The sequence below is a fragment of the Pseudofrankia coriaricola genome, from assembly GCF_032027725.1.
GTDB lineage: Bacteria > Actinomycetota > Actinomycetes > Frankiales > Frankiaceae > Pseudofrankia.
Genome location: NZ_JASNFO010000199.1, coordinates 1 through 1,242 on the forward strand (window position 1 = coordinate 1; position 1,242 = coordinate 1,242).

General features: G+C 65.2%; 3 protein-coding genes. 1 reads left to right on the plus strand and 2 read right to left on the minus strand.

Annotated features, from left to right (window positions below):
* Positions 1-558, plus strand: a 558-nt coding sequence (locus QOZ89_RS47070; RefSeq protein WP_312630019.1) for a transposase, incomplete at its 5' end; no start/stop codon positions are given.
* 163 nt (positions 559-721) lie between these two features.
* On the opposite strand, the gene QOZ89_RS47075 is transcribed toward QOZ89_RS47070, so the two are convergent.
* Together QOZ89_RS47075 and QOZ89_RS47080 are read right to left on the minus strand one after the other, a co-directional pair.
* Positions 722-880, minus strand: coding sequence for a hypothetical protein (locus tag QOZ89_RS47075; protein WP_198543338.1), 159 nt, complete (start codon positions 878-880; stop codon positions 722-724).
* Between the two features lie 52 nt (positions 881-932).
* The coding region (locus QOZ89_RS47080) for a transposase (RefSeq protein WP_397428980.1) at positions 933-1,242 on the minus strand (310 nt) is incomplete at its 5' end.

The following is a 1,242-nucleotide window of genomic DNA, read 5'->3' on the forward strand; positions in this document are numbered from 1 at the left end:
ACCGGTCTGGCCCGCGCCGCGGCAGGCCGCGCGCCCGAGCCGACCGCGTGCATCCTCGACACCCAGAGTGTCAAGACCTCCACTGACGTCCCCCTTGCCAGCCAGGGGACGGACGCCGGGAAGAAGATCGTCGGGCGGAAGCGGGGCGTGGTCACCGACACCCTCGGTCTGCTGCTCGCCGTGAGCGTCACCGCAGCGCACCTGTCGGACAACACCCTGGGCACACGGCTGCTCGACCAGGCCACGGACACCTACCGGTCGATTGCGAAAACCTGGGTCGACAAAGGCTTCAAGAACACCGTGGTCGAGTACGGGGCCGCCCTCGGGGTCGACGTCGAGGTCGTCTCCAGAAACACCCAGAAACGCGGTTTCCACGTCGTGAAACGGCGGTGGGTCGTCGAGCGGACCCTGGGCTGGCTCATGTTCCACCGCCGCCTGGCCCGTGACTACGAGACCCTCCCCGCCAGCTCCGAAGCGATGATCCACATTGCCATGATCGACAACACGGCCAAACGCATAACGGGCGAAACCACACCCACCTGGCGAGACCCTCGATAGAACATAAGCCACAATCAACCCAAATCAAACATCCACTTATGCGCAGCTGTGCATAAGGAACCTAATGAACAGCGCTGGATTATGCGCAGCGCTGGCCTGTCGGGCCTGGTGAGGACCCGGTCGGGGGTGGATCGCTGCGCATAACCCGGTCAGCCGCGGAGGCTCACAGCGAGGTGAGCCAGTTGAGGAGGTCGAGGTCCTGGCTCCACTCGGGCAGGTCGTCGGTGAAGATGTCGGTGTAGGCGGCTTCCAGGGCTTTGCGTTTGGCTTCGGTCGACGCCCGTGCGTAGATCTCTGTCGTGGACAGGTCGACGTGTCCCAATATGTCGCGGATGTAAGGCGGGGGGATGCCAGGGCGCCGGCAAAGTTGCTTGTTAGCAACTGACTTTCTTGATCGTTTCGAGTGGTCGTTCGGGGTGGCGGGCGTGGTGGCGTAGGGCGTGGGCGATGTTGCCGGCTCCGGTCAGGCGCAGGATGGTGATCGCGAGGTTGCGGAGGCTGGCCATGACCTGGGGTGCGTTTCCTGTCCGGGCGCGGTGGTGGTCCTCGTCGTAGGTGACGTCGCGGACCCAGTGGAGCTGGTTCTCGATGCCCCAGCGCCCGCGGGCGAGTGCGGCGAGCAGCGCGGGGCTGGCCTGATGCGTCGGCAGGCTCGTGACCGCGTGGATGGTCTCGGTCGTTGTC